At 61.8% G+C, this 24266-nt stretch carries 26 protein-coding genes; 20 read left to right on the top strand and 6 right to left on the bottom strand.

Annotation, left to right across the window (positions count from 1 at the left end):
• Positions 1–48 precede the first annotated feature (48 nt).
• Positions 49–825 carry a peroxide stress protein YaaA gene (gene yaaA, locus JOD78_RS06430; RefSeq protein ID WP_121041951.1) on the top strand — a complete coding sequence of 259 codons (777 nt, stop codon included), beginning with the start codon at positions 49–51 and terminating at the stop codon, positions 823–825.
• 57 nt (positions 826–882) lie between these two features.
• Here yaaA and JOD78_RS06425 read toward each other — a convergent pair whose 3' ends face one another.
• Both JOD78_RS06425 and JOD78_RS06420 read right to left on the bottom strand, forming a co-directional pair.
• On the bottom strand, positions 883–1287 hold the full coding sequence (locus JOD78_RS06425) for a hypothetical protein (protein WP_121041949.1): 405 nt from the start codon (positions 1285–1287) through the stop codon (positions 883–885).
• 228 nt (positions 1288–1515) lie between these two features.
• Positions 1516–2316 carry an outer membrane protein assembly factor BamD gene (locus tag JOD78_RS06420; RefSeq protein WP_039785278.1) on the bottom strand — a complete coding sequence of 267 codons (801 nt, stop codon included), beginning with the start codon at positions 2314–2316 and terminating at the stop codon, positions 1516–1518.
• 112 nt (positions 2317–2428) lie between these two features.
• Between JOD78_RS06420 and JOD78_RS06415 the strand changes: the two genes are divergently transcribed.
• Positions 2429–3547 carry an RluA family pseudouridine synthase gene (locus JOD78_RS06415; RefSeq protein ID WP_121041947.1) on the top strand — a complete coding sequence of 373 codons (1119 nt, stop codon included), beginning with the start codon at positions 2429–2431 and terminating at the stop codon, positions 3545–3547.
• 12 nt (positions 3548–3559) lie between these two features.
• Positions 3560–4306, top strand: a complete 747-nt coding sequence (gene pgeF, locus JOD78_RS06410; RefSeq protein ID WP_134136018.1) for a peptidoglycan editing factor PgeF — start codon at positions 3560–3562, stop codon at positions 4304–4306.
• Between the two features lie 39 nt (positions 4307–4345).
• On the opposite strand, the gene JOD78_RS06405 is transcribed toward pgeF, so the two are convergent.
• Positions 4346–5239, bottom strand: coding sequence for a LysR substrate-binding domain-containing protein (locus tag JOD78_RS06405; protein WP_121041943.1), 894 nt, complete (start codon positions 5237–5239; stop codon positions 4346–4348).
• 159 nt (positions 5240–5398) lie between these two features.
• Here JOD78_RS06405 and JOD78_RS06400 point away from each other — a divergent pair, with 159 nt between their 5' ends.
• Positions 5399–6184 (top strand): sulfite exporter TauE/SafE family protein, encoded by a 786-nt coding sequence (locus tag JOD78_RS06400; protein ID WP_134136016.1) that lies wholly within the window; start codon positions 5399–5401, stop codon positions 6182–6184.
• A complete protein-coding gene (locus JOD78_RS06395; protein ID WP_204726653.1) occupies positions 6181–6444 on the top strand; it encodes a hypothetical protein in 264 nt (87 codons plus the stop codon). The genes JOD78_RS06400 and JOD78_RS06395 overlap by 4 nt, the downstream gene beginning before the upstream one ends.
• Positions 6445–6599: 155 nt before the next feature.
• Here JOD78_RS06395 and JOD78_RS06390 read toward each other — a convergent pair whose 3' ends face one another.
• Positions 6600–6869 carry a hypothetical protein gene (locus JOD78_RS06390; RefSeq protein WP_034329356.1) on the bottom strand — a complete coding sequence of 90 codons (270 nt, stop codon included), beginning with the start codon at positions 6867–6869 and terminating at the stop codon, positions 6600–6602.
• Between the two features lie 56 nt (positions 6870–6925).
• Here JOD78_RS06390 and phaC point away from each other — a divergent pair, with 56 nt between their 5' ends.
• The 15 genes from phaC (at position 6926) to JOD78_RS06315 (ending at position 22655) form a co-directional block, all read left to right on the top strand.
• Positions 6926–8776 (top strand): class I poly(R)-hydroxyalkanoic acid synthase, encoded by a 1851-nt coding sequence (gene phaC / locus JOD78_RS06385; RefSeq protein ID WP_134136014.1) that lies wholly within the window; start codon positions 6926–6928, stop codon positions 8774–8776.
• 248 nt (positions 8777–9024) lie between these two features.
• Positions 9025–9765, top strand: coding sequence for a 3-ketoacyl-ACP reductase (locus JOD78_RS06380; RefSeq protein ID WP_121041937.1), 741 nt, complete (start codon positions 9025–9027; stop codon positions 9763–9765).
• 303 nt (positions 9766–10068) lie between these two features.
• Positions 10069–10635: a polyhydroxyalkanoate synthesis repressor PhaR gene (gene phaR / locus JOD78_RS06375; protein ID WP_008329998.1), complete on the top strand. Its 567-nt coding sequence runs from the start codon at positions 10069–10071 to the stop codon at positions 10633–10635.
• Positions 10636–10829: 194 nt separating this feature from the next.
• Positions 10830–12206, top strand: a complete 1377-nt coding sequence (gene rimO, locus JOD78_RS06370; RefSeq protein WP_121041935.1) for a 30S ribosomal protein S12 methylthiotransferase RimO — start codon at positions 10830–10832, stop codon at positions 12204–12206.
• Positions 12206–12616: a hypothetical protein gene (locus tag JOD78_RS06365; protein WP_245201986.1), complete on the top strand. Its 411-nt coding sequence runs from the start codon at positions 12206–12208 to the stop codon at positions 12614–12616. Before rimO ends, JOD78_RS06365 begins: the two co-directional genes overlap by 1 nt.
• 193 nt (positions 12617–12809) lie before the next feature.
• Entirely contained in the window at positions 12810–14006 is a 1197-nt protein-coding gene (locus JOD78_RS06360; RefSeq protein WP_209566892.1) for a cystathionine beta-lyase, read from the top strand.
• Between the two features lie 672 nt (positions 14007–14678).
• Positions 14679–14996 (top strand): flagellar transcriptional regulator FlhD, encoded by a 318-nt coding sequence (gene flhD / locus JOD78_RS06355; protein ID WP_034334003.1) that lies wholly within the window; start codon positions 14679–14681, stop codon positions 14994–14996.
• A gap of 177 nt (positions 14997–15173) precedes the next feature.
• Positions 15174–15788 (top strand): flagellar transcriptional regulator FlhC, encoded by a 615-nt coding sequence (gene flhC, locus JOD78_RS06350; RefSeq protein WP_034334002.1) that lies wholly within the window; start codon positions 15174–15176, stop codon positions 15786–15788.
• A gap of 98 nt (positions 15789–15886) precedes the next feature.
• Positions 15887–16681 (top strand): class I SAM-dependent methyltransferase, encoded by a 795-nt coding sequence (locus tag JOD78_RS06345; RefSeq protein WP_209566890.1) that lies wholly within the window; start codon positions 15887–15889, stop codon positions 16679–16681.
• A 189-nt stretch (positions 16682–16870) separates the two neighbouring features.
• Positions 16871–17731 (top strand): flagellar motor stator protein MotA, encoded by an 861-nt coding sequence (gene motA / locus JOD78_RS06340; RefSeq protein WP_121041927.1) that lies wholly within the window; start codon positions 16871–16873, stop codon positions 17729–17731.
• A 79-nt stretch (positions 17732–17810) separates the two neighbouring features.
• Entirely contained in the window at positions 17811–18749 is a 939-nt protein-coding gene (gene motB, locus JOD78_RS06335) for a flagellar motor protein MotB (RefSeq protein ID WP_039785307.1), read from the top strand.
• 84 nt (positions 18750–18833) lie between these two features.
• Positions 18834–19388 carry a hypothetical protein gene (locus JOD78_RS06330; RefSeq protein WP_039785309.1) on the top strand — a complete coding sequence of 185 codons (555 nt, stop codon included), beginning with the start codon at positions 18834–18836 and terminating at the stop codon, positions 19386–19388.
• A 129-nt stretch (positions 19389–19517) separates the two neighbouring features.
• Positions 19518–19883, top strand: coding sequence for a response regulator (locus tag JOD78_RS06325; protein ID WP_006463269.1), 366 nt, complete (start codon positions 19518–19520; stop codon positions 19881–19883).
• Between the two features lie 54 nt (positions 19884–19937).
• A complete protein-coding gene (cheA, locus tag JOD78_RS06320) occupies positions 19938–22130 on the top strand; it encodes a chemotaxis protein CheA (protein ID WP_209566888.1) in 2193 nt (730 codons plus the stop codon).
• An 18-nt stretch (positions 22131–22148) separates the two neighbouring features.
• Positions 22149–22655 carry a chemotaxis protein CheW gene (locus tag JOD78_RS06315; protein WP_006463271.1) on the top strand — a complete coding sequence of 169 codons (507 nt, stop codon included), beginning with the start codon at positions 22149–22151 and terminating at the stop codon, positions 22653–22655.
• 69 nt (positions 22656–22724) lie between these two features.
• Here JOD78_RS06315 and JOD78_RS28210 read toward each other — a convergent pair whose 3' ends face one another.
• Together JOD78_RS28210 and JOD78_RS06310 are read right to left on the bottom strand one after the other, a co-directional pair.
• Positions 22725–22853, bottom strand: coding sequence for a hypothetical protein (locus JOD78_RS28210; RefSeq protein WP_280920945.1), 129 nt, complete (start codon positions 22851–22853; stop codon positions 22725–22727).
• 47 nt (positions 22854–22900) lie between these two features.
• On the bottom strand, positions 22901–24148 hold the full coding sequence (locus tag JOD78_RS06310) for a DUF2863 family protein (protein ID WP_209566886.1): 1248 nt from the start codon (positions 24146–24148) through the stop codon (positions 22901–22903).
• Positions 24149–24266 lie beyond the last annotated feature (118 nt).

Genomic DNA, 24266 nt, shown 5'->3' with positions numbered 1-24266 from the left:
TATGATGGCGGCCACCTTGTCCCAACCTGATCATTGGATGAACGCCTCATGCTGATTGTTTTGTCTCCCGCCAAATCGCTGGACTACGACACGCCGCCCACCACCGACCTCCACACCACACCGGCCTTCGTGCCGCGTTCGGCGGAACTGATCGAGGTCCTCAAGACCAAGTCGCCGGCCGAGATCGGCAGCCTCATGGGGATCTCCGACCAGCTGTCGGTGCTCAACGTGAACCGCTATGCCAGCTGGTCCCGCAAGTTCACCACCAAGAACGCCAAACAGGCGGTGCTGGCCTTCAACGGCGATGTCTACGAGGGGCTGGATGCGGGCTCGCTCAAGGCCAAGCAGCTCGACTACCTGCAGAACCACGTGCGCATCCTGTCGGGCCTGTACGGCATGCTGCGTCCGCTGGACCTGATGCAGCCGTATCGCCTGGAAATGGGTACCAAGCTGGCCAATCCGGGCGGCAAGGACCTCTATGCCTTCTGGGGCAACGAAATCACTGAAGCGCTCAATGATGAACTGGCGGCACAGAAGACACCGGTGCTGGTGAACCTGGCTTCGGAGGAATATTTCAAGGTGGTCAAGCCCAAGCTGCTCAAGGCGCAGGTGATCTCGCCCGTGTTCGAGGACTGGAAGGGCGGCAAGTACAAGATCATTTCCTTCTACGCCAAGCGGGCGCGCGGCCTGATGGCGCGCTATGCCGCCGAGAAGAACATCAGCCAGCCGGAAAAGCTGAAGGCCTTTGACGTCGAAGGCTATGCCTTTGCGCCGGAAGCCTCCAGCGAGAGCAGCTGGGTGTTCCGCCGCAAGCTGGAAGGCTGAGCGGCACGCGGCGGTGCCGAAGCGGAGCTGCGCGCTTGAGCGCAGCGGCTGGGCAGCTCAGGCCTCGGGCGGAGTGGTCACAGTCTGCGCCCGGGCCGTCTCCCGTGCCACCAGTTGCCAGCTGCGCTGAGCGCCGAAGCCCAGGAAGAGCATGAAACTGAGGTACATCAGCAAGAAGCTCCAGAAGATTGCATCGACCTGGGAGGCCGCTGCCGTGCCGTAGCAGGCGCCCGCGCAGCGAGCGGGCGGGGAAATCATGCCGATCAGGTACAGGCCGACGAAGGTGGTGGAGATGCTGCCCAGGATGCTTGCCGTCAACAGCCCCGCCCCACGCTTGAGCGTGAAGATACGGTCTTGGGTGCGTTGATGGATGTGCTTCATGCGATTGACGAAGAAGCCGATGACGGCCAGGGGCGGCAGCGCCAGGCCGGCCGCGACGGCAGTGAGGAGTCCGTTGCTCATGGTGTTGTTTTTTCTGATCTTCTGTTGAAGGGGCCGGGACACGGTCTCACGCTGCCCTGTCTTGCGAGCGACCCGCGCGCAATTCGCCGGGGCAGGCGATCGCCAAGATAGACCGCCCGCCCGAAGCCGCGTTCACTTCGCTCCAAACGAAAATGCCGCCCGGTTCATCACCGGGCGGCATTTTTTCATCAGCACACGATCGTCAGACCTGCGTGGCAATGGCTTCCATTACCAGACCTTCCACCACGGCTTGGCCTTCTGCTTGGGGCCGCCGTTGTACCAGGGGCTGTTGGGGTAGGTGGCCTGGATGATGCGTTCGGTATCTTCCTTCAGCTTGGTCTGGCCCAGGGCTTCGTAGGAGCGCATCAGGATGAACAGTGCCTCTTCATTGGCCGGGGAGTCCGGATATTGCTTGATGGCTGCCTGCGCACGGTTGGCGGCCGACACGTAGGCACCACGGCGGAAGTAGTAGTTGGCTACGTGGACGTCGTACTGGGACATGGCATTGACCAGGTATTTCATGCGGGCAATGGCGTCCGGGGTGTACTTGCTGTCCGGGAAACGTTCGGCCAGCAGCTTGAACGAATCGAAGGCGTCACGCATGGCCTTGGGATCGCGCTCGGTGTTGTCCTGGTCGGTGAAGGTGTCGAAGATGCTGGTGCGATCATTGAAGTTGATCAGGCCACGCAGGTAATACATGTAGTCGACATTGGGGTGGTTCGGGTGCAGCTTGATGAAGCGGTCCACCGCCGCCAGGCCCTGCGCCTGCTCGTTCTGGCGGTAGTAGGCGTAGGCGATGTCCATCTGCGCCTGCTGGGCGTAGGTGCCGAACGGGTAGCGCGATTCCAGCTTCTCGAAATACTTGATGGCCTTGTCGTAGCCGCCGGCATTCAGTTCATCCTTGGCTTCCGAGTATAATTTCGAGGCAGACCAGCCGACCGTCTCGTCTTTTTGTTCCGGCAAGAGGCCGCAGGCGGTGAGCGAGAGGGCAAAACCGATGATGAAGAACTTCAATAAGATTTTGTGCATGACTCTTGTGTGCTTGTCTGGGACTATCAGTTGTGCATGGCGCTGAGCGCCTACCCGAGCCGGCTGCATCGATACCCGAAATACAATCAACCCGATCCGGCGATTATAGCTGATGTCACGTAAGAAACCCCTTCCGATTACAAATGGCGATGAGCCTGTAAAGACCGACCTCCCGCTGGAGGACGATTTCGATGACGGCGAGCAAGCCGGCGGCGAAAGCGTCTCCGGCCTGGAGCCCCTGAGTTTCCGCCTGGATGACGAGGTCATCGGCCAGCGGCTGGACAAGGTTCTGTCCGGCCTCATGCCCGAATTCTCGCGCAGCCGCATCCAGCAATGGATCGAAGACGGCCACGTCACCGTCGACGGCGCGCCCGCCAAGGGCAAGATGACCATGCTGGGCGACGAGCTGGTGGAGGTGGCGCCGCAATCGGTGCCGGCCGACCAGCCCTATGCCCCTGAAGCCATGGCGCTGGACATCCTGCACGAGGACAAGTCCATCATCATCCTCAACAAGCCTGCTGGCCTGGTGGTGCATCCGGCGGCCGGCAATTGGAGCGGCACGCTGTTGAACGGCCTGCTGCATCATTGCCCGGGCCTGGCCAACGTGCCGCGCGCCGGCATCGTGCACCGGCTGGACAAGGAAACCAGCGGCCTGATGGTGGTGGCCAAGACCCTGGCCGCGCAGACCGACCTGGTGCGCCAGTTGCAGGCACGCAGCATGAAGCGCCAGTATCTGGCCCTGGTGTGGGGGCTGCCGCAGCTGTCCGGCACCATCAACGCGCCGATGGCACGCCATCCGCGCGACCGCATCAAGATGGCGGTGTCGCAAAGCATGCGCGCCAAGCCGGCGGTAACCCATTACCGGCGCCTGGCCACCGGCGAGATCGACCGCAAGCCGGTCAGCCTGGTGCATTGCCGCCTGGAAACCGGCCGTACCCACCAGATCCGCGTCCACCTGCAGTCGCTGGGCTTCGCGCTGGTAGGCGATACGCTCTATGGCAAGCAGCACCTGGCCTCGGTCTTCCCGCGCCAGGCCCTGCTGGCCGGACGCCTGGGCCTGGTGCATCCGACCTCGGGCAAGTTCCGCCAGTGGGCCGCGCCCTTGCCGGCGGATATCGAAGCCCTGCTCAAGAGCGCCAACATCGATCCGGCCCTGGCGGTGATCCCCGAGATGAGCGAGGAAGCCGATCCGGTCCTGGGCGACTATGACGACGACGATGACGACTATTGAGCGAGCCCGTCCATGGAATTGCTGATCCCCGACTGGGCTGCGCCTGCCAACATCGGTGCCCTGACCACGCTGCGGGCAGGGGGCTTCAGTCCCGCGCCGTATGGCGACGGACAGGGCGGGGGCGGCCTGAACCTGGGCACGCATGTCGACGATGACCCGGCGCTGGTAGCGCGCAATCGTGCGCTGCTGCGCCGTTTGTTGCCGTCCGAACCGGCCTGGCTGACGCAGGTGCATGGCGTCGCCGTACTGGACGCCGCAGCATTGCCCGATCAGCCCACGGCAGATGCCTGCGTCAGCAGCACGCCCGGCGCGGTGTGCGTGATGATGACGGCCGATTGCCTGCCGGTGCTGTTCTGCGACCGCGCCGGCACGGTGGTCGGCGCGGCCCATGCGGGTTGGCGCGGACTGGCTGGCGGCGTGCTCGAAGCCACCGTGGCCGCCATGCGCGCGCGCGGCGCGCAGGACATCATCGCCTGGCTGGGGCCGGCCATCGGGCCGGAACAGTTCGAGGTCGGTGCCGAAGTGCGCGAGGCCTTCATTACGCAGCAGGCAGCAGCGCAACATGCCTTCCGCGCTTATCCGGGCCGTCCCGGCAAGTACCTGGCCGACATCTATGAACTGGCCCGCCAGCGGCTGGCCAGCATGGATGTGCATGATGTCAGCGGTGGCGGTCTGTGTACCGTGAGCGATCCGCGTTTCTATTCCTATCGGCGTGAGAAGACCACCGGGCGCATGGGCTCGCTGGTCTGGATCAAGTGACGATGGCGGCTCTACGGAGCCGCCATTTTTCTTGATGCCTCACGGGTGGCGCTGCAAGGCATGAATCAGTTCGCGCGTAGGTCCCGGCAAGCCCTCCAATCCGCGCACGCAGATGAGCAACTGGCGGCGGCTCCAGCCATCGGTGAGCGGGATGGCGCGAATGTCCATGTGCGCCGCGCAGTCCTGGGCCGCCGTCGCCGGAATCACGGCCACACCGACCTGATGCTCTACCATGCGGCAGATGCCGTCGAAGCTGCGCAGCCGCACGCGGTATTGCAGACGCCGCCCGGCACGCGTGGCATGGCCGGAAAGATGCTGCTGCAGGGCGCTGTCGCCCGACAGCCCGACGAAATCCTCTCCCAGCAATTCGCTGAAGGCCAGTGACTTGCGGCGCGCCAGCGCATGCTTCTTCGATAGCACCGCCACCAGATGATCCTGGCGGAAGGGATAGGTCTGCAGCGGCCCGCTATCGGTGGAGTCGGCGATGATGCCGACATCGGCTACCCCATCCACCACGGCCTGCACCACTTCATAGCTCAGTTTTTCTTCCAGTTCGATATCCGTGTGCGGATGTCGTGCCAGGAAGCGCGCCAACACCTCCGGCAGGAACTCGGTCATGGCCGAGGTATTGCACAGCAGGCGGATATGGCCCTTCAGGCCTTGGGCATACTGGCCCAGTTCATCGCGCAGCTGTTCCATCTGCTGCGCCATCATGCGCGCGTGGTGGGCCAGCGCGCGGCCGGCATCGGTGGTCTGGACGCCGCGCCGGCCGCGCTCCAGCAAGGCGGTGCCCAGAGCATCTTCCATGTTGCGGATGCGCGCGCTGGCCGAGGCCAGCGCCATGTGGGCGCGTTCGGCCCCGCCAGTGATGCTGCCGCTTTCCACGATGTGCAGGAAAAGACGCAGGTCGGAGAGTTCGAAGCGATGGCTCATCGGCGTACGGGGTCCGGAAAGGAGTGGTCGCGAGATATTGTGCCTTCGGCCAGGCCGAAGGCTGGCTAAGTGTATTCCACATTTCCAGCGCGGGCGAGGACTGGCAGACTGGGAATCCCTGATCTTCCGCTGCCTGCCATTCCCGGCCATTTTCCTGTCATGCCCAGCCTGCTTTCCCTCGTCGACATGAATGCCACCATGCTTGCCGTAAGCCTGGCGGTATTCCTGCTGGCCGGTTTCGTCAAGGGCGTGATCGGTCTGGGCTTGCCGACGGTGGCGGTCGGATTGCTGAGCCTGGTGATGCCGCCGGTACAAGCGGCGGCCTTGCTGATCCTGCCGTCGATGGTCACCAATGGCTGGCAGCTGGCCACCGGGGGCGCGTTCCTGATGCTGGCAAAACGCCTGCGGACGCTGCTCGCCGGCGTAGTGACCGGCACGCTGGCCGGTGCCGGCTTCATGCGCGGCGATGGTGGGCGGCACGCCATCGTGGTGCTGGGCGTAGCACTGATGCTTTACGCGCTGGCCGGTCTGGCGGCGTGGACGCCCACGGTGCTGCCGCAGCGGGAACGCTGGTGGTCGCCCGTGATCGGTCTGGCCACCGGCTTGGTTACGGCAGCCACCGGCGTGTTCGTGATTCCGGTGGTGCCCTATTTGCAGGCGCTGGGTTTGCCGCGTGACCAGTTGATTCAGGCGCTGGGCTTGTCCTTTACGGTCTCCACGCTGGCCCTGGCCGTCAACCTCGGGCAGGGCGGAGCCTTCAGTGCAGGCGTAGGCTGGGCCTCGCTGATCGTGCTGGTGCCAGCCTTGTTGGGCATGGCCATCGGTACCCGCGTGCGGACCTGGGTACGTCCCGCTACCTTCCGTCGCTGCTTCTTCATCGGCTTGCTGCTGCTGGGAGTGCACCTGGCCTGGCATCTGGTCGATCTGACGGGAGCAGCGCGATGAGCCTCGGCCCCCTCCATCCCTGCGGCTGGCAGATCGAAGGCCCCAAGCAACGCCAGGCCAACGAGGTCCATGTCTATGCCTGGCTCGATGGCAGCATGATCGCCATGCTTGATTGTGAGTTACGTGACAGTGGCGGGCTGAAGTTACGGATGGCCTATGTCTCGCCCCCCTGGCGCGGATCGGCCGTCTTGCGCGACATGCTTGCCGTACTGAAACCCCGCTATCGCCAGATCGCCCTGCGACGAGTGGTGCGGCACTGAGGGGATGGTGGACGTTTTGCTGAGTTTTGCTGAACGCTCCCCCGCCATGATGCAGTGCGCAAACCGGCGCGCTGTGCGGGCTGCGGACTCACGATGATGGTGCGCGATGATCCCGTTTTCTAAGTTTTTGGAAGAGCCCCTGGATGTGCGCCGGCTCATGCAGCGGGATCGCGCGGCGCCTCGTCCTTGATGACAGACTCGCGTTTAACGGAACTGTCATCTTTGATTTCTTCCTTGCGCTCGGCTGTCAATTTCTTCATCTTTTGACGATTCCGCTTGCGTTGCGGCGTACCCATCAGGTATAAAACGATGGTCAGGGGAATTATCCCGTACAGCAGGAAAGTGGCGACGCCAGCGACCGCCGACTGTTCGGTGATCGACATCATGAAGACGACGTAGAGCCATGCGATAGCGACGATGACCATGGTGAAATGCGCGTCGAGACAAACCGTAACGATACGCGAAAATTGCAGATCCGAGCATGAACAAGCAGAATCCGCAGCAACCTTCTCCCGATGTATCCGCGTGGCTGGCACAGATGTCCGATCCGAAGTTCTGGACCTCGCTGCAGTCCCAATTCCAATCCCAGTTCGAGCAGTTCAAGTCGCATTTGCCGCCCATGCCCGCGATGGCGGGGATGCCGCAGATGCCGGGCTTCCCCGGCGGCGCCATGCCGCCCGGTGCGGGACAGATCGATCCAACGGTTCTGCTCAAGCAGCTCGGCGAGCACGGCGCGACGCTCGATCCTGCCGATCTGGTCCGCCTGCAGCAGGACTACACCCGCGAATTCGGCGAGCTTTGGCAATCCGTGCTGGCTGCGAAGACGCCCGCCATCACTGATCGCCGTCTTTCCGCGCCGGCCTGGCAGGAACATCCTTACTTCGCGTTCCAGGCGGCTGCCTATCAATTGAATTCACGCTTCCTGCTGGCGCTCGCCGATGCGGTCAAGGGCACCGAGAAGGTGCGCCACAAACTGCGTTTTGCGGTGCAGCAGATGATCGATGCGATGTCGCCTGCGAACTTCCTCGCCACCAACCCGGTGGCTCAGCAGAAGATCCTGGAAACGCGCGGCGAGAGCCTGACGCAAGGCATCGCTCAGTTGCTGGCCGACCTGCAGAAGGGCCATATCTCGCAGACCGATGAGACCGCGTTCGAAGTGGGTCGCGACGTCGGGGCCAGCGCCGGTTCGGTGATCTTCGAGAACGAACTGTTCCAGCTGATCCAGTACGCGCCGCTGACCAAGACCGTGCACGCGGTACCGCTGCTGATCGTCCCGCCCTGCATCAACAAGTTCTACATCCTCGACCTGCAGCCGCAGAATTCGCTGGTGCGCTATACGGTAGAGCAGGGTCACACGGTGTTCCTGATTTCCTGGCGCAATGCCGATGCCGCCGTCGAGACCGCCACCTGGGAAAACTACGTGGACGACGCCGTGGTGCGCGCCATCCACATCGTCCAGGAGATCAGCAAGCAACCGCAGATCAATGCCCTCGGCTTCTGCGTGGGCGGCACCATCCTGTCCTGCGCGCTGGCGCTGCTGGCTGCGCGTGGTGAAGACCCGGTCGCCAGCCTCACCTTGCTGACGACCTTCCTCGATTTTTCCGATACCGGTGCCATCGATGTCTACATCGACGACATGCAGCTGGCCCTGCGTGAGCAGATGATTGGCAAGCGCGGCCTGATGGCCGGGCGCGATTTCGCCAGCGCCTTCTCCAGCCTGCGTCCCAACGACCTGCTGTGGAACTACGTCGAATCGAATTACCTGAAGGGTGAGAAGCCCAGCGCCTTCGACCTGCTGTACTGGAATGCCGACAGCACCAACCTGCCGGGTCCGATGTTCTGCTACTACCTGCGGCACATGTACCTGGAAAATGCGCTCAAGGAGCCGGGCCGCCTGACGGTGGGCGGCGAGAAGATCGACCTGCGCAAGATCAGCGCGCCGGCCTTCATCTACGCCTCGCGCGATGACCACATCGTGCCCTGGAAATCGGCCTACGCCTCGCTGGACCTGATCAATGCCGGCAAGCGCAGCAACAACCGCTTCGTGTTGGGTGCCTCGGGCCACATTGCCGGGGTCATCAATCCGGCGTCCAAGAACAAGCGCAATTACTGGGTCAACGACAAGGCCAAGGCCGGCAGCGATGCCGATGCCTGGATGGCTGGCGCGACCGAGCATCCCGGCAGCTGGTGGGGCGAGTGGGCGACGTTCCTGGCCAAGCAGGGCGGGCGCAAGGTGGCCGCACCCAAGGCGCCGGGGTCGACGCGCTACAAGGCCATCGAACCGGCGCCGGGCCGCTATGTGAAGGCCAAGGCTGACCAACTGGTGGGCTGACGTGAATCTGCCAGCCGGCCAGGAAAGACCACAGAAGCCGGCGGCATTGATGAAAAGAGGGCGGGGACCCTGACGGGCCCGCCGACAGAGAGAGACGGCCAGCAGCGCATCCGCGGCGTTGCCGGGCCTGACAAGACAAAGGAGCGTTCTTCGCAGGAAGGACTTCCACCAATGCGGCGCACAGCAGACGCGAAAGAGGGGGGCAGGGCTTACCCCAATAAATCACCATCCCTATAGGAGGCAACATAATGAGCAAGCGTATCGCATATGTGACCGGCGGCATGGGCGGCATCGGAACCGCCATCTGCACCCGTCTGTGCAAGGACGGCTACACCGTGGTGGCCGGCTGCGGCCCCAATTCCACCCGCAAGGACACCTGGCTGGCGACCATGCGCGCCCACGGCTATGACATCCACGCATCCGAAGGCAACGTCTCGGACTGGGAGTCCACCAAGGCCGCCTTCGAGAAGGTGCGCGCCGAGATCGGCGAAGTGGACGTGCTCGTCAACAACGCCGGCATCACCCGCGACGGCCAGTTCCGCAAGATGAGCAAGGGTGACTGGGACGCCGTCATCGACACCAACCTGAACTCGCTGTTCAACGTGACCAAGCAGGTCATCGAGGGCATGTGCGAGCGTGGTTTCGGCCGCATCATCAACATCTCCTCGGTCAACGGCCAGAAGGGGCAGTTCGGCCAGACCAACTACTCCACCGCCAAGGCCGGCATCCACGGCTTCACCATGGCGCTGGCGCAGGAAGTGGCGACCAAGGGCGTGACTGTGAACACCGTCTCGCCGGGCTACATCGGTACCGACATGGTGCGCGCCATCCGTCCGGAAGTGCTGGAGAAGATCGTCTCCGGCATCCCCGTCAAGCGCCTGGGCGAGCCGGAGGAAATCGCCTCCATCGTCGCCTGGATCGCTTCGGCTGAAGGCGGTTACGCCACCGGTTCGGACTTCTCGCTCAACGGCGGCCTGTACATGGGCTGATGCCGTCCTCGACGGCCACGCACGCGGCAGTGCCGCAAGCGTGGCCGTTTTTACGTGTGCCGCAGGCTGGGATTTTGTCAGTCTGGCACGTCAGAGCTCCCCTTTTGCCGCTCTTCACCCCTATAATGGCTTGCGTTGCTGCCCTGCAAAACGCAGGCGGCAGACGGCAGAAGAGTGAAGAAGCAAGGAGAGGACAGCGCAATGTCCCGGACGCCCGCGGGTGAGGACTGCATCGAAGCCTCCCGCACCGCTGCAAACCAAGGCCGGCAAGACGGCTGCAATGAGAGAGAGACTGGACTTCAGATGACTACTGCAAAAAATTCGGCAGATCGCTTGATCAAGAAATACCCCAACCGCCGTCTTTACGATACCCAGACCAGTTCCTACATCACGCTGACCGACGTCAAGCAACTGGTGCTGGACAATGAGGAATTCACCGTGGTCGACGCCAAGAGCGGCGACGACCTGACCCGCAGCATCCTGCTGCAGATCATTCTGGAAGAAGAGTCGCACGGTGTGCCGATGTTCTCCAGTGGCGCGCTGTCGCAGATCATTCGCTACTACGGCCATGCCATGCAGGGCATGATGGGCAACTACCTGGAAAAGAACATCCAGACCTTCATCGACATCCAGAACAAGCTGGCCGAAAATTCCAAGGGCTTCTACGAAGGCAAGCCTTTCAGTCCCGAGATGTGGACCCAGTTCATGAACGTGCAAGGTCCGATGATGCAGGGCATGATGAGCAACTACATCGAACAGAGCAAGAATCTGTTCATCCAGATGCAGGAGCAGATGCAGAGCCAGACCAAGAACATGTTCGGCACCTTCCCCTTTGGCGCGCCCGGCACGCCGCCGGATCAGAAGAAGTAAGCGGCCTCCCGGCCCTTTCAGCAAACGGCCCCGCGCGGGCCGTTTTGCTTTTGTGGCGCCGCCGCCCGTCCGGACCAGCCAAAATCGGGCGCAATCGGGCGGACGATGTACAATAGCGCCCTGATTTTTAAAGCATTTTTCGCTTCTTCCCGTATTTTCGGCCGTTTGCGGCCCGTCTCACTGAGCCTTCTGCCATGTCCAACCCGTCTTCTCCCGCCACCCCGGCCCTGCCCAAGGTCGGCTTCGTCTCCCTCGGCTGCCCAAAGGCACTGGTCGATTCCGAACAGATCCTGACCCAGCTGCGTGCCGAAGGCTACGATACCGCCAAGTCCTATGACGGTGCCGACCTGGTGATCGTCAATACCTGCGGCTTCATCGATGCCGCCGTGCAGGAGTCGCTGGACGCCATCGGCGAAGCCCTGAACGAAAACGGCAAGGTCATCGTCACTGGCTGCCTGGGTGCCAAGAAGGATGCCGACGGCGACGACATCATCCAGAAGATCCACCCCAAGGTCCTCGAAGTGACCGGCCCGCATGCCGTGGGCGAGGTCATGCAGGCGGTGCACAAGCACCTGCCCAAGCCGCATGCGCCCTTCATCGACCTGGTGCCGCCGCAGGGCGTCAAGCTGACCCCCAAGCATTTTGCCTATCTGAAGATTTCGGAAGGCTGCAACCATCGCTGCAGCTTCTGCATCATCCCCTCCATGCGCGGCGACCTGGTCTCGCGTCCCATCGCCGATGTCATGCTGGAAGCCGAGAACCTCTTCAAGGCCGGTGTGAAGGAATTGCTGGTGATCTCCCAGGACACCAGCGCCTATGGCGTGGATGTGAAGTTCCGTACCGGTTTCTGGAACGGCAAGCCGATCAAGACCCACATGACCCAACTGGTCGGTGCCCTGGGCGAACTGGCCCAGCAGTACGGCGCTTGGGTGCGCCTGCACTATGTGTATCCGTACCCGCACGTGGACCAGATCATCCCGCTGATGGCCGAAGGCAAGATCCTGCCCTACCTGGACGTGCCGCTGCAGCATGCCCACCCGGATGTGCTCAAGCGCATGAAGCGCCCCGCCAATGGCGAGAAGAACATCGAGCGCATCCAGGCCTGGCGCGCGCTGTGCCCGGACATCACGATCCGCTCCACCTTCATCGCCGGCTTCCCCGGCGAGACCGAGGCCGAATTCGAGTACCTGCTGGACTTCTTGAAGGAAGCCGAGATCGATCGCCTGGGCTGTTTCGCCTATTCCCCGGTGGAAGGCGCGACCGCCAACGACATCGCCAATCCGGTACCGGAGGAAGTGCGCGAAGAACGCCGTGGCCGTGTCATGCAGCTGCAGGAAGAGATTTCCAAGAAGCGCCTGCAAGCCAAGGTGGGCAAGACCCTGCGCGTGCTCATCGATGAAGTGGACCGCAATGGCGGTACCGGCCGTACCTATTCGGATGCGCCCGAGATCGACGGCGTGGTCTATGTGAAACCGCCTTTCGAACCGCACCGCAAGCTGGAAGTGGGCCAGTTCGTCGATGTGCGCATCACCGCCGCCGACGCCCATGACCTGTGGGGCGCGGCTGAGTGATGCGCGCGCTCTTGATGGCGCTGGCGCTGTGCGGTGCCAGCGTGCTCATGCCGGCCCGGGCCGCTGCGTCCGGCCCCGCCGCCAATGCGCCTGAAGGCTCGCTGCAGCAGACCCTGATGACGCATGCCCTGGTGCTGCGCGGCCAGATCGACGGGCGCGACATCCAGCTCTCGCTGCAGCCCAAGAAGAACGAAGATGGCCTGGAAGGACGCTATTTCTTCTTCGGCGGTTCACCCGAGATCCTGGTGGCCGGAGAGGTCGATGGCGATGACCTGCTGATGGAGGAATCGGTCAACGGCAAGGATGTGTCCGGTCAATGGGAAGGGCACCGCCAGGGCCAGTCCATTACCGGGACCTGGTCCAGCGCCGATGGCAGCATCAGCAAGCCCTTCGCCTTGCAGTTGCCCTGAGCACCGGGCGGCGACGAAGGCCAAACTACGGCGCTGTACAGGCGATATGAAACTGCGTTCACGCTGGTCTGCCATCTGCGCCATTTCTCGGGCTTTCCGGCCGCTTCTGTTGCTTTCGATGTGAACAAGCTGCGCGTATAGTGAGACCTTTGCGCCCCGTTCCTGGGGCGCGATCGTTTCCAGAGGCAGACCCGTGTCCGATTCCAACGCTACGTCCCCCGCATCTTCTCTCCCGCTTGATCCCCAGACCGCCCTCGTCCACAGCAGCTACCGCGCTCCGGACGGCTTTGAGGCCTTCCCGGTCGGCATCCATCACGCTTCCACCGTGCTGTTCCCCAACGTGGCCGCCATGCGTTCGCGCGACTGGCGCGAAAAGCTGGGCTATACCTACGGCCTGCACGGCACCCCGACCAGCTTCGTGCTGGAAGCGCGGCTGGCCGAGATCGAGGGCGGTACCTATTGCCGTGTCACCCCCAGCGGCCTGGCGGCCATCGCCATGGTCAACTTCGCCTTCCTGAAAACGGGCGACGACGTGCTGCTGCCGGATAACGTCTACGGCCCCAGCAAGGACCTGGGGCAGTGGCTGGAGCGTGATTTCGGGATCACCGCACGCTTCTACGACCCCATGGTCGGCGCCGGCCTGGCCGAGCTGATCCAGCACAATACACGCCTGGTGTGGACCGAAGCACCCGGTTCGGTCTCGATGGAAGTGCCTGACATCCCGGCCCTGTGCCGTGCCGCGCATGAAAAGGGCGTGCTGGTGGCCATCGACAATACCTGGGCGGCCGGCATCGCCTTCAAGGCCTTCGAGCACGGCGTGGACATCGTCATGCAAGCGGTCACCAAGTACCAGTCCGGCGGCTCGGATGTCCTCATGGGCGCGGTCATCGTGCGCGACCAGGCGCTCAACGAGAAACTGGAACTGGCCCACATGCGCCTGGGTTTCGGCGTGGGCATGGACGACGTCTACATGGTCCTGCGCAGCCTGTCCTCGATGCGCCTGCGTTTCGAGGCCCACGATGCGGCCGCGCGCAAGGTCGCGGCCTGGCTCAAGCAGCGCCCGGAAATCGTGGCGGTGCTGCACCCCGCCTTCGAGGATTGCCCCGGACACGCCCACTGGAAGCGCGATTTCACCGGGGCAGGGGGGCTGTTCTCGGTGATCTTCGATCCGCGCTACAGAGAGGAGCAGACCGACCGCTTCGTCGACAGCCTCCAGCTCTTCAAGATCGGCTACAGCTGGGGCGGTGCCCACAGCCTCTGCGTGCCCTACCGCATGCGTGGCATGCGCCACCAGTGGCAGCGAGAAGGTGTGCTGGTGCGTTTCAACATCGGGCTGGAAGCCCCCGCCGACCTCATTGCCGATATCGAGCAGGCCTTGAGCAAGCTCTGACTGGCCAGCCCTGCTCGGCTGCCGGTGTCGGCAGCGGGGCAGGGCGCGTCTGATGGCCGCCACGGTTCAGTTTGCACAAAAGAAATTGAATAAAGGTAAATGCTGCATCTGTTTATCGTTTTGCCGCACTTGGCAGCGTCATAAAATGGTAGCAATTCTCGATACGGTGGCTTCCCGACGGTCTTTGACGTTGCGCAAAAATCATCAAAGCGGGTAAATATATGCAAGTTTTCTGGGTGTTCTTGCTGAAGCCATCTACAGTGAACTGCCCAAAAAACTGGATGAGCTAGTCGTCCCCAAGCAACAAGACGGCGTTTGTCATCGAATATTTACAACTTTTTTTGTTGCTCGGAAGACAATTTTCTTTTGTCATTTCAACCAGGAAACCTTTTGGTCAGGAAATTCCTGATTGGCGCGCAAAGTCACGAGCCTCCTCGCTCTTTGGCTGCCTGAATGGAAATCTTCACCAATATCCCGCAGTCGTGTAAGACGGATACCTACAAGATGCTCGGGCTTCTCTCCGTCTAAAAATACCGACCAAGTCTAATTTCCCGCCTGTCCTGCCCCCCTCAGAATTGGCTTGCAGTCAAGTAAATGTAAGCGATTGTAAGCAGCTCGATGCAGCGTTCAGCCGCGTGAGCCGTAGGAAGTACTTACCGAGGTGGGGTGCAAATGAATACCAACGACATGATGGCGGAGATCCGCGATGCCAACCTGAGCTATCTCATGCTGGCGCAGCAAATGATCCGTTCGGACAAACCGACCGCAATCTTCCGTTTGGGTATCAGCGCCGAGATTGCCGATCTGATCGAAGGCTTGTCCAACGTGCAGATCATGAAGCTGGCGGCGACCAACATGATGTTGACCCGTTTCCGTTTCGACGACGGCGCCATCCTCGGCATGCTGACCAACTACAACAAGGACAAGAGCCTGGCGCAGTCACACGCAGCCATCCTGATGGCCTGCCAGCCCGGCGAGCAAATTTCGTAAAACAACAAGACAAAAAGCATGGCCGGCGCGGCCAGGGACAGTCAACGCGCCGGAGGGGAAGACGTTCTACAGAGTTATTCAGTTTCAGTCTTGCATTCATGCCTGAAAGTTCGCCCGCCCGGGGCCGGCGAATTGGGGTCAGGCAGTTTTATTACGAAATCACCGGGGGGTTGCACCATGGCTAAAAAGAGCGTTGTGACAGAGGCGCAGGAAATTCAGTTGGCCATTGAACTGATCAATCTGGGGGCACGCCTCCAGTTGCTGGAATCGGAAACCTCGCTGTCGCGCGAGCGACTGCTGAAGCTGTACAAGGAATTGAAGGGGGTCTCGCCACCCAAGGGCATGCTGCCGTTCTCGACGGACTGGTTCATCACCTGGCAGCCCAATATCCATTCTTCGCTGTTCATCAACATTCACCGCTACCTGATCGAGCATGCCCGCATCAGTGGCATCGAGGCCGTCATGAAGGCCTACAAGCTCTACCTGGAGCAGGTCGGCTACAACGATGCCGGCGAGCCGGTGCTGTCGCTGACCCGTGCCTGGACGCTGGTGCGCTTCTTCGAAAGCAAGATGCTCATGACCACGCCTTGCTGCAAGTGCCACGGCCACTTCGTGGTGCATCGCCTGGACCTGCATCAGGACTACCTGTGCGGCCTGTGCCACATGCCCTCGCGCGCCGGCAAGACCAAGAAGGCCAAGGATGCGGTCATCATGGGTCTGGTCGAAGGCGCCATGCCGGTTGCTGCTTCCGCGCCGCTGGGCACCGAGCCGGTGCTGGCCGCCGTGGCCTGAGCCGGAACAGGGATGTACCGATGCCTTGCTGCTGGCGAGCAGCAGGGCGGTAATGGGCCAGGGTGTTCAACCAAAAAAGAATAAGGCCGATTGCCTCGATGTCCGAACCTGAGAATCACCCCGGTGCCGGGCGCAGGCCCCTGTGGCAGGCGCCGGCCATCCAGGCCTTGCTGCTGTTCGTGCTGGGCCTGATCGGTGCCAACGTGCTGGACGTGCTGTTCCAGCGCGCCGGTCTCGCTCCTCTTTCCCCCCTCCAGACTTCCCTGCTGCATGGCGTGATCGCTGCGCTGCTGGCACGACTGCGCCGCATGGCCGCGTGGTGGTGGCTGATCCTGCTGGTGTTCCCGCTGGCGGCGTTGGGCGTGGGTCAGTTGCACCTGCCGTCGTGGGTGTTCCTGGCGGTGTTCCTCTTCATGCTGGTGCTGTTCTGGTCGACCTTTCGCAGCCAGGTGCCGTTCTACCCTTCCGGGCAGACTGCCTGGGATGCGGTGGCGGGTCTCTTGCCCGAGGGGCGGCCGATCCGTTTCATGGATATCGGCAGTGGCCTGGGCGGTGCCGTGCTGGACCTGTCGCGCCGCCGGCCCGAGAGTGAATTCACCGGCATCGAGATCGCGCCATTGCCGTGGCTGGTGAGCCGGCTGCGGGCGGCACTGGCGGGCAATCGCTGCCGCTTCGTGCGCGGCGACTACCTGCTGCTGGATTTTGGTGACTATGACGTGGTGTTTGCCTATCTGTCACCGGCGGCGATGGAGGCGCTGTGGCACAAGGCGCGCGCCGAGATGAAGCCGGGGACACTGCTTCTGAGCTACGAATTTCATATCCCCGGTACCACCCCGGATGTGGTGGTCGAACCGGAGCACGGGGGCAGGGTGCTGCACGGATGGCGCATGTGAGGCGACACAGGTAAAGAGACCCTTTACAGGGGCTGCGAGACGCGACGTATCAAGTTTGCGCCAATTCAGCCGTAAATCGAAAAGGAAGGGCGTTTTTCGGATATGTATTCCCCCATTTGCTTGACTGGAATACCTGTAATCTGACGAACGTGAAAATACACTCAACGCCACAGGGACGGGAGTAGGCACTTGCTAGTCATCATTGGATATATCGTGGTCATGGGGTCCGTCTTCGGCGGCTTTGCCCTGTCGGGCGGCCACCTGGGGGCACTGTTCCAGCCACTCGAACTGCTCATGATCGGCGGCGCCGCCGCCGGCGCTTTCCTGGTCGGTAACAACACCAAGGCCATCAAGGCCACCATGAAGGCTTTGCCGACAGTCTTCAAGGGCAGCACCTACACCAAGGCGCTGTACATGGAGCTGATGGCGCTGCTGTTCGAGATCCTCACCAAATCCCGTAAAGAGGGTTTGATGTCGATCGAAGGCGACATCGAAGAGCCGGAAAGCAGCCCCATCTTCAGCAAGTACCCTGGCGTGCTGGCCGATCATCACCTGATCGAGTTCATGACCGATTACCTGCGCCTGATGGTGTCGGGCAACATGGATGCGTTCCAGATTGAAAACCTGATGGACAACGAAATCGAGACCCACCATCACGAGGGCGAGATTCCGGTGCACTGCATCGCCAAGCTGGGCGACGGCATGCCGGCCTTCGGTATCGTGGCGGCGGTGATGGGCGTGGTGCACACCATGGAGTCGGTGGGTATCCCTCCCTCCGAGCTGGGCATGCTGATCGCACACGCGCTGGTTGGTACCTTCCTCGGTATTCTGCTGGCCTACGGTTTCGTGGGCCCGCTCTCCAGTTTGCTGGAACAGAAGCTGCACGAATCGACCAAGATCTACCAGTGCGTGAAGGTGACGTTGCTGGCGAGCCTGAATGGCTACGCGCCGGCACTGTCGATCGAATTCGGCCGCAAGGTCCTGTTCTCGACCGAACGTCCGACCTTCCTCGAGCTGGAAGAACACGTCAAGCAGGCCAAGGGCAAGTAAGCGGTCAGCAGGCCGGCCAGGGGAGGCCGGCAGGCAGGTCGATTCACACAGACATCAGTATTGAAGCAGGAGCACAGGCATGGCCGACGAAGGTCTACGTCCCATTATCGTCAAGCGGATCAAGAAAGGCGGCGGGGGTCACCATGGTGGCGCCTGGAAGATTGCGTACGCCGACTTCGTGACTGCGATGATGGCCTTCTTCCTGCTGATGTGGCTGCTGGGATCGACCGCCAAAGGCGACCTGAACGGTATTGCCGAATACTTCAAGACGCCGCTGAAGGTGGCCATGGCCGGTGGTTCCGGCAGTGGTGATGCCAACACGGTGCTGCCCGGCGGCGGCAAGGATCTGACCCGCCAGGACGGCCAGCTGCGCAAGGGCGAGAACGATGTGGTCTCGCGCAAGCAGAACCTGAAACAGGCACAGCAGGAGCTGGAGCGCGCCGAGCGCACCCGGCTGGAAGAACTGAAGTCGCGCCTGGAAAAGGCCATCGATTCCAATCCGACCTTGAAGCAGTTCAAGAACCAGCTGTTGATCGACATTACCTCGGAAGGCCTGCGCATCCAGATCGTGGACGAAAAGAACCGTCCCATGTTTGCCCTGGCCAGTGCACAGCTGCAGCCCTACACCAAGGAAATCCTGCACGAGATCGGCCGCACATTGAACGACGTGCCCAACAAGATCAGCCTGTCCGGCCACACCGATGCCACGCCTTATTCGCGCGGCGAGAAGGGCTACAGCAACTGGGAACTGTCGGCTGACCGCGCCAATGCCTCGCGCCGCGAACTCATTACCGGCGGCATGGACGAATCGAAGGTGCTGCGGGTGGTGGGCCTGTCCTCGGCAGTGCTCCTGGACAAGGAAGATCCGTTCAACCCGATCAACCGCCGCATCAGCATCATCGTCATGAACAAGAAGGCGGAAGAACTGGTGGAAAAGGATAGCGGCTCGTTGAACGTGCCCACCGATGCCAGCGATGAAGACGTGCAGCAAGGGCTGAGTGCGCCGGCCAAGAACTGATAACAGGTGCCACGCCTGCGCGGGTGCGCGCGGTGTGCCAATGAAGCAGAAGTGTTCCAATTGAACAGGGGAAGAGAGCCGGATATGCCGACCAAGACCATGCTGCAGGAGCTCAAGCGCTTGTTGCTCGATACTGCCAGCGGCGGCAGCCGCCAATTGACGGAAGTGGAGTCGGACCTGGTCCAGACCAACATCCTGCTGGGCGAAGCCATCGGCAAGCTGGGCAACAGTTTCATGGAGCTGCATCGCGCGGTACAGATACAGCAATCCATCCTGGAAGGCCTGATGAACGGCAGCGGCCAGTTCGACAGTGCGAGCATTGATCAGCTCAAGGCCACCCAGGGCGAAGTCAGCCACTACGTCAACGCGGCCGTGACCGGCTTGCAGTTCCAGGACATGACCAGCCAGCTGCTGGAACGCATCGTGCGCCGCGTGATCGGCCTGCGTGAAGCGCTGGGGGTCCTGAGTGCGAACAGCTTCGAGATCGTCCCCGAGCAGGGCCAGACCGACGAAGAGGTCAAGGAATTGCTGGCCAGCACGGTGCAGGCGATTGAAGAGCGCCTCAACATGCTCGATACCGGGCTCTGGAAAGCAGTGCGCCAGACCCGCATGGAAAGTGGCGACATCGAGCTGTTCTGATCGGTGGCTGGCTGAGTGGTACAAGATTGAACTAGGTCATTCCGGCCTTGGCTGGGCGGTAGGTCGGTGGCCAAGGGTGCGGCATAATGCATACGCGCATGAGCCTTATTGAAGAAACAGGGAGTAACGATGTCCAAAACGATTCTCGCAGTAGATGATTCCGGGTCACTGCGTCAGATGGTGGTATTCAGTCTGAAAGCTGCGGGTTACAACGTGACCGAGGCGGTCGACGGTGTGGACGCGCTGGAAAAGGCCAAGACGCATACCTTCGACCTGGTCCTGACCGACCAGAACATGCCGCGCATGGACGGCCTGACGCTGATCCGCTCCCTGCGCGAGCTGACCAGTTACGCACGTGTGCCCATCCTGATGCTGACCACCGAGTTCAGCGACGAGATGAAGGCCAAGGGCAAGGCGGCCGGTGCCAATGGCTGGCTGGTCAAGCCCTTCGATCCGCAGCGCCTGACCGAGGTGGTGCGCAAGGTGATCGGCTGATCGTTTGCCGGGACAAGAAGAAGATACGTACTGCATCCAGCATGGAGCCCAGGCATGAGCATTGATATGAGCCAGTTTTTCCAGGTCTTTTTCGACGAGGCCGAGGAAGGCCTCGCGGAAATGGAAAAGCTGTTGTTGGCCGTCAATGTGGCGTCTCCCGATCCGGAGGACCTCAACGCGGTGTTTCGTGCCGCCCATTCGATCAAGGGTGGTTCGTCCACCTTCGGCCTGACCGATATTGCAGAAGTCACACACGTTCTGGAGTCGCTGCTGGATCGCATCCGCCAGGGCCAGATGAAGCTGACCTCGGAACACGTGGATGCCTTCCTGGCCGCCAAGGATGTGCTCAAGTCCATGCTGGACGGGCACAAGCATGGTGCCGAGGTGGATCAGGACGCGGTCGGCAATGTCCGCATGCTGCTGGAGGAATTGTCCCAGGGCCGGCGTGCCTCGGCTGCGCCGAAGACGGACGCGGCGGCGCCCGCCGGCGCCGTGGTCGGACCCGGCGGCGTTCGCCGCTACCGGCTGGACATGCCGGAAATCAGCGACAAGGATGCCGAGGCCCTGGCCGACGAGCTGGCCATGTTGGGCAAGCTGGAGAAGTCCAGGTCGCCCGAGGGGAAGTGGATCTTCATCCTTGATACGGCCGAACCGATCGATGACGTGGTCGCCATCTGCGCCTTCATCGTCAACGTGGCCGATCTGAAGGTGTCGCAGGCCGTCGATCCTGCCCAGGGCAGTGACGAAGAGCGCGGTTATGGTTTCTTCGACAATTTCGTGACCCAGGAAGAGCGCGAACGCGCCCAGGGTTATGGTTTCTTCGACAACCACACCGCTATCGAAGACAAGGAACGCGAGCAGGGTTACGGCTTCTTCGCTCCCTTCGTGCCGCTGGACATCAGCGCCAAGAAAAGCGAGGGCGACGCCCATGCTAATGGCACCGCCGGCACTGGCGGTCACGGCAACGGTAACGGCAACGGCAACGGCCATCACGACGACGGCCATCTGCAGGGTGACCACGGCGGTGAAAAGAAAGCGGCCAAGGGCGGCGGCGGGCAGGAATCGTCGTCGATCCGGGTCAGCATCGAAAAGGTCGATCAGCTCATCAACCTGGTCGGCGAACTGGTGATTACCCAGGCCATGATCGAGCAGCGCGTTGGCAAGCTCGATCCCATGCATCACGAACATCTGCTCAACAGCGTCAGCCAGTTGAGCCGCAATACCCGCGATCTGCAGGAATCGGTGATGTCGATCCGCATGATGCCGATGGATTACGTCTTCTCGCGCTTCCCGCGCATGGTGCGCGATCTGGCGCACAAGCTGGGCAAGCAGGTCGAGTTCGTCACCCACGGCGCAGCTACCGAGCTGGACAAGGGCCTGATCGAGCGTATCGTCGATCCGCTCACCCACCTGGTGCGCAACAGCATCGACCACGGCATCGAACTGCCCGACGCGCGCCGTGCAGCGGGCAAGGGTGAGGCAGGTGTGCTGGCCTTGTCGGCCGAGCATCAGGGCGGCAACATCATCATCGAAGTCACCGACGACGGTGGCGGCCTGAACCGCGACAAGATCCTGGCCAAGGCCAAGCAGCAGGGCATGCCGGTCACCGACAGCCTGACCGATGCCGAAGTGTGGCAACTGATCTTCGAACCCGGCTTCTCTACCGCCGAGCAGGTGACCGATGTCTCCGGGCGTGGCGTGGGCATGGACGTGGTCAAGCGCAACATTCTGGCCATGGGCGGTGCGGTGGATATCCGCTCCAGCAAGGGCTTCGGCACCACCATTTCGATCTCGCTGCCGCTGACGCTGGCGATCCTGGACGGCATGTCGATTCGCATCGGTGAAGAAGTTTACATATTGCCGCTAGGATATGTGGTTGAATCTTTGCAGCCTTTGCCGCAAGATATCAAAGAGATTTCCGGTCAGGGCCAGGTGCTGCGTGTGCGCGGTGAATATCTGCCACTGATCCCGCTTTATCAGATTTTCAACATCGAGCCTTCATTTACCGATCCTTCGCAAGGATTGGTGGTCATTTTGGAGTCAGATGGTAAAAAGGCGGCACTTTTCGTGGATGACCTGATCGGACAACAGCAAATCGTTGTGAAGAACCTGGAATCCAACTACCGAAAGGTCGCCGGCATTTCCGGAGCTACCATTCTGGGCGACGGCGGCGTTGCCCTGATTGTCGATGTGGCAGCCTTGCTGCGATCCAGCCGCCAATTGAATGACGAATCTGTATTTTCCTGATTTTTAAAGGGCCTCAACATGTCTGACACTGCAACCAAGAATCTTTCCGGCTTCGGCGAAAAGACCGACAGCAACGGAAACGAATTTCTCGCCTTCACCCTGGGCAAGGAAGAATACGGCATCGATATTCTGAAGGTTCAGGAAATCCGCGGCTACGAAGCCGTGACCCGCATCGCCAATTCACCCGACTTCATCAAGGGCGTCGTGAACCTGCGCGGCATCATCGTCCCCATCGTGGACATGCGCATCAAGTTCCAGCTGGGCGAGCCGACCTATGACCAGTTCACCGTCGTCATCATCCTGAACATCGGCGGCCGCGTCGTGGGCATGGTGGTCGACAGCGTGTCCGACGTCATCACCCTGACCCAGGAACAGATCAAGCCGGCACCGGAGATGGGCACCACCTTCGACTCCGACTACCTGATCGGCCTGGGTACCCTGGAACAGCGCATGCTGATCCTGGTGGACATCGACAAGCTGATGTCCAGCGCCGAAATGGGCCTGATCGAAAAGCTGGCTGCCTGAGTCTTTAAGGCTCTGCAGCTTGGCAGTACGGGATCCGGAGGAGACGCAGTCCGGATCTGGCGCCCGTCGTCATTCGGTACCGCAGGAAAAGCGGGCATCATAGCCCGATACAGAAGAAAAAAAGGCATCCGCCGTGTGGTGGATGCCTTTTTTATGGGCGCGTTTCAGCGCCTGTGAAGCTTTGTGCGCGCCAGCCATGCCCGGGACCGCGCGTCCTGCCTCCCGGCAGGACGTTTCTTCATCTCTCAGTGGAAATGCTCAACCGGAGGAGGCGTATCTTCCGGCATTTCCGCGTGCACCAGTTCACCTTCGCGGTCAGGGAAGAGCGGTGCGCCACAGTCGTCGCAAAACTCCATGGTGAAGCGTTCTGCATGATGCTTGATGTGCACGATGCCGCATTCGCGCAGCACCGTCAGGATCTGCTGCAGCGGGCTGGCGGGAATGCCTTCCAGCAGGCCGGCACCGGCCGGGATCATCATGGGCAGGTCTTCGCCACTTTCCTGTTCATACAGCGGCCAGACCGTGCCATAGACCACGGTCGGATCGCCGCCGATGGAAAAGCCGATGCGGTATTCATCGATCTGGCCGTTGATGTCCTCGGAGAAGCCGCCGATGCTGGCGTGCAGTTCGGAGGAGGAAATGTCCAGGGTCTGCGTCAGGAAGTAATCGGCGGCGCGGATGGAGGCCGGGCGAATGCGCTTGTCGGCTTCGCGGCAGCCGAAGAAATAGGCCTGCGGCAGCAACAGTTCGACGCTGCAGCCCGGCAGCAGGCGCGTGAAGAGCGGGGTGGCCTGCTGGGTCCAGGCTTCGAAGGCGGCCTCTTTCCGGGCCGAGAAGTGGCTCTGCTGTTCGCTTTCCTGCCAGTGGAACAGGGCTTCGCCGGCCGGCACCACCACAGCGGCGATGACGTAGCGGGTATCGGCCAGGAAGGCGGCAGTGGGCGGCTGTTCACCGCGCAGCTGCACCGGGCCGGTCTTGAGGGCGGTCTGGCCCATCTGGCGGGTCAGGGCGAAGACGTCGGCGTGTACGCGCGGCAGCTGCTCGATCGAGAACAGGCTCGGTGCCAGTGCCAGGCGGGCCTGCTTGGCCAGTACGTGGGCATGCAGGTGCGCGCCGATGGCGGTCAGCAGCTCGCTGCCGATGGGGCCGGAGGCTATTGCAAAGCGGGTCCAGGCCAGCACCGGCAGCACCAGCAGTTGCACGTCATAGTCCTGGCCTTCGTGTTCCAGCGAGGTGGCTTCGCTGCCGGCCTCGACGGCTTCGATCAGGATGTCGTAGGCATCCAGGTCGGCCTTGAAGAGATGATCCAGGGCGGCATCGATGAGCCCCTGCTGGCCGGCCCGCAGCAGCTTGTTGAGCAGGGCGTCCAGGGGTTTCAGCCAGGCGCGCTCTTCGAGCCGGCTGGAGGCCTGCGCGATGGCTTGCGCAAAAGTCACCAGATGCTGGCTGTCGGCAGAAAGCTTGGAGGAGGAACGTTTGGCGGGACGACGCATGTAGGCTATCTGTATCTGTGGAAACGAAACCGCCTATTGTAGATGATTTGTCAGTCCTGTCAGCCGCCGCGGCCATTGCACAGCGCCAAGGGGCAATAAAAAACGCCGGACGAATCCG

Source organism: Herbaspirillum sp. 1130, assembly GCF_017833835.1.
In the GTDB taxonomy this organism is placed as follows: Bacteria; Pseudomonadota; Gammaproteobacteria; order Burkholderiales; family Burkholderiaceae_D; genus Herbaspirillum; species Herbaspirillum huttiense.
The sequence above is the reverse complement of the archived record's forward strand: the minus strand, read 5'-3'. Positions and strand labels throughout refer to the sequence as shown.